Origin of the sequence: Nocardioides sp. (assembly GCF_047607365.1) — a bacterium.
Classification (GTDB): Bacteria; Actinomycetota; Actinomycetes; order Propionibacteriales; family Nocardioidaceae; genus Nocardioides.
The window spans coordinates 1-4467 of sequence record NZ_JASGDD010000022.1 but is presented as its reverse complement, the minus strand read 5'-3'; the positions used below and the strand labels follow the sequence as shown (position 1 = coordinate 4467).

The window sequence follows — 4467 nt, the reverse complement described above, 5'->3', positions numbered from 1 at the left end:
TGCCTGGCCGAGGGGGAGACCGTCGACCGCGTCGGCCGCCGGGTCGGCCTCTCCGAGCGCACCGTGCGCCGCCGGCTGCGCGCCATGGCCGACGAGCTCGGGGTCGGCACGACCATCGAGGTCGTCGTCGAGGCCGTGCGGCGCGGCCTGATCTGACTCCCCGGCGCGAGGGCGGCCGGATCCGGCCAACCCTGCGCGTACCCCTTAAGTGACGTGCATCACATCATCTACGGTCGATTAAAACGTTTCAATGATCACGAAGGAACACCTGTGACTGCCTCCAGAGCACCCCGAGGACGGCGCCGCACGGCGCTCGCCGGCCTGATCGCGCTGACGGTCGTGACGGTCGGCGTGGCGCCGCTCGTCACCTCCCCGCCCCCGGCGAACGCCTCGACCCCCCTGGCGGAGAAGACCGCGTCCTCGTCCGGCGCGGACGCGCCCACGTCGCTCACCATCGACGGTCTCGACCGTCCCGCCGACCTCGAGGACCTGAGCTCGCCGACCTTCGCCTGGCACGCGCCGGCGATCGTGCGCCAGTCCGCCTACCGGATCGTGGTCGCGTCCTCCCGGGCCGCGGCCGACGAGCACACCGGCGACGTCTGGGACTCCGGCAGGGTCGAGGCCGCGGCGCAGGGCGGCATCGCCTACGCCGGCCCGGCACTGTCCGCCTCGCAGCGCTACTTCTGGGCCGTCCAGGTGTGGGACGCCGCCGGGACCGCGTCGTCGTGGTCGGAGACGTCCTGGTTCGGCACCAGCCCGGGCTCGACCTGGGACGGCGCCACGCCCATCTGGACGCAGTCGGCCGCCGCGACCTGGACCGACTACACCGTGACGGCCAAGCTGACCGTCAGCACCGTCGCCCTCGGTGTCCGGTTCCGCGCCGTGGACGCGAACAACGGCTACATGTGGCAGTTCCGCGGCAGCGACAACAGGCTGGTGCCCCACAAGCAGACGAGTGGGACCTACGCCACCCTGGGCTCCGCCGTCACCCTGCCGACCGGGACGCTCGCCATCGGCAAGCAGGTCACGATCAGGATCCAGGCGGCCGGGTCGACCATCACCACCTGGATCGACGACGTCCAGGTCGACCAGCGGACGGACACCAGCTACGCCCAGGGCGTGATCGGGTTCCGCAACGGCAGCACCGAGAGCGGCGTGGTCGACGACGTCAGCGTCGTCTCCGCCGACGCGAGCACCCTCTTCCAGACCGACTTCAGCGGCACGAATCCCTTCGGGTGCGGCACGGTCGCCGACGGGGCGCTCACAGTCGGCAAGAGCGCGGCCTGCCTCGTCTCGGGGTTCACCACCGACTGGGCCCTCTTCCGCAAGGGAGTGAACCTGCCGGACAAGGAGATCGCCTGGGCGTCGTTGTTCGCCACCGCCACGGAGTGGAAGTCCTCGAAGCAGTACGTCTACAAGATCTCCGTCAACGGCACGTTCGTGGGCCTCGGCCCGACCGCCCCGACGGGCAGCGAGACACGGTTCGACGGCTTCGACGTGACCGACCTGCTGAAGTCCGGGCAGGAGAACGTCCTCTCCGCGATCGCCTACTCCACCTCCTCCACCGCGCGGATGATCGCGCAGCTGCAGGTGGTCTACACCGACGGCACCCGGGAGGTCCTCGGCACCGGCACCGACTGGCGCACCCTGGCCGGCTCGGGCATCTACAACAGCCCCGGCAGCTACGGCACGAGCTACTTCTCCGCCCCGCGCGAGAACCTCGACGCCCGCACGTACCCCTACGGCTTCGACAAGCCGGGCTACGACGACTCCGCATGGCTGCCGGCCGTCGCCAAGGACGCGATCACCGGCCTGACGGCGGCCCCGATGGGCAAGGTGACCGAGCGGCTCGAGGACCCGGTCTCCATCGTCGACAAGGGCGACGGCGACTACTTCGTCGACTTCGGCCGCACCTGGATGGGCGGGGTCAGCTACGACGTCGACGGCGAGGCCGGGGACAGCGTCCAGGTCAGGTACGGCCAGGTGACCTCGTCGGAGAACACGGTCAAGTACAGCACCAGCGCCGGCAACACCTACCTCGACACCTACACGCTCAGGGACGGCGAGCAGCACCTCGAGACCTTCGGCATGCGGACCTTCCGCTACGTCGAGATCGTCGGCGCGCCGGAGCCGGTCACCGCGGACAACCTCAAGGCGCTCGCGCTGATCTATCCCTTCGACGAGGAGGCCTCGGCCTTCGACTCGTCCAACGACAACCTCAACCAGGTCTACGCGCTGGCCAAGAACACCATCGAGGCCACCAACCAGAACTTCTACACCGACTCCTACGAGCGGGAGCGGACCGACTACGAGGCCGACGCCTACCTCCAACTGCAGTCGTCGCTCTACCTGATGGACGACCTCTCGCTCGGCCGCTACTCGATGAACTACTTCAAGACGAACCGCACCTGGCCGACCGAGTGGCCGGTCTACGTGGTGCTCGCCGTCCACGACGCCTGGCGCCAGACCGGCGACACCGAACAGGTCGCCGACTACTTCGACAACCTCGTCACCAAGCTGCCGACGACGCAGTGGTACGAGGCCGCGACCGGGCTGGTCCGCAAGACCAGCGGCTCCAACGGGTGCAACAGCTCCACGAACTGCGACATCGTCGACTGGCCGACCAGCCAGCGCGACGGCTACCAGTTCCGGCAGTACAACACCGTCATCAACGCGATCTCCTACCAGGCGCTCGTCGACATGTCGGAGATGGCGGCAGCCATCGGGCGTGACGCCGACGCGACGTCGTACGCCGCTCAGGCCGCCTCGCTCCGCACCGCGATCAACGACGCCTTCTACGACGAGACCACCGGTGCGTACGACGACGGGATGGACGCGAACCAGGAGCTGACCGGTCACGAGTCGCTGCACGCCAGCGCCTTCGCGCTCGCCTTCGGCGTGCCCGAGGACGACCAGGCGTCCAAGGTCGCCGCCTACGTCGCCTCGCGCGGCATGGCGTGCAGCGTCTACTGCGCGGCGTTCCTCATCAAGGGCCTCTACGACGGCGACGACGGCCAGGCGGCACTCGACGCCCTGACCGACGACGGCACCAGCAGCTGGATGAACATGATCAAGCTCGGCGCGGGCGCGACCATGGAGGCCTGGGACCCCTCGCAGAAGAGCAACCTCACCTACTCGCACCCGTGGGCGGCCTCGCCGGCCTTCAACGTGCCCTCCGGGCTGTTCGGGATCCAGCCCGCCACCGCCGGCTACGCCGAGGTGGCGATCAAGCCTCAGCCGGGCGACCTCGACTGGGCGCACATCACCACGCCCACCGTCCGCGGCCAGGTCGGCACGGCGTTCGACCACGGCAGCGACGGGGCCCTCCGCGTCGTCGCCTCCGTGCCGGGCAACACCACGGCCGAGGTCAGCGTCCCGGCCACCGCGACCGGCGCCACGACGGTGTACGTCGACGGCGTCGCCCGCCAGGTGACGCCCGAGGACGGCTACCTGACCGTGACCGTTCCGGTGGGCTGCCATCTGGTCACCACCTCGACCGACACGACCGCCGGCGAGCACCTCTCCGGAGTCTGCTCCCAGTCGTTCGCCGTGGGCGCCCACGTGGTCTCCTCGGTGTCGTCGGAGGGCCGGCAGGGGTGGTTCGGCGCCGGCGCGGCGCTGACGCTCCAGGCGGTAGGCGACGTCACCGACGGCCTGGAGCCCCAGTACGCCGTCGGCGACGGTAACTGGACCGACTACACCGAGCCGGTGGCGCTTCCGGCCGGCGCCTACGACGTCTACTACCGGCTGGTCGACGCGACCGGAGCCGTCGTCGACGACGGCGGATCGCGCCCGGTCAAGGTCGACGAGACGGCGCCGACCGTGACCGCCGCGACGAGCGCGACCGGCGAGGGCGCCGCCACCGTGACGCTGAGCGTCACCGACGAGGAGAGCGGCGTGGCGGGCACCTCCTACCGGATCGACGGCGGGTCGTGGGCGGAGTACGCCGACCCGGTCGTCGTCACCGGCGCCGGCTCGCACACGGTCAGCTGGACGGCGAGCGACGTCGCGGGCAACACCGCCTCCGACAGTGTGGCGGTGACGGTCGTCGCGTCCGGCGGTGGCGCCGGAGGCGGCTCGGGCGCTCCTGCCACGATCAACGCGCCCGCCCCGGTGGTCACCGGCACGGCGCGTGTCGGCCGTCGGCTGCACGCGATCCTCAGGCTGCCGGCCTCCGTCGCATCGGCGCACCCCACGGTCTCCTATCGGTGGTACGCCGGAGGCAAGCCGATCAAGGGCGCCACCAAGGCCACGCTGAAGGTCCGCGCCGCGCTGCGGGGCAAGCGGATCCGCGTCCGGGTCACCGTGACCGCGGCCGGTTACACCCCGGTCACGGTGTGGAGCAGGAGGACGGCGAAGGTCCGTCGCTGAGGCAGGCGCCGGATGCGGCGGAGCCGGGTCGCGCGACCCGGCTCCGCCGCTCCGACGCGCGCTCGGGGGGCCGCAGCCTGCGGGAGGAGCGGATGT

At 70.8% G+C, this 4467-nt stretch carries 1 protein-coding gene; it reads left to right on the top strand.

Annotated features, from left to right (window positions below; translation table 11 throughout):
- Positions 1-270 precede the first annotated feature (270 nt).
- Positions 271-4371 carry a family 78 glycoside hydrolase catalytic domain gene (locus QM572_RS02025; RefSeq protein WP_415089490.1) on the top strand — a complete coding sequence of 1367 codons (4101 nt, stop codon included), beginning with the start codon at positions 271-273 and terminating at the stop codon, positions 4369-4371.
- Positions 4372-4467 lie beyond the last annotated feature (96 nt).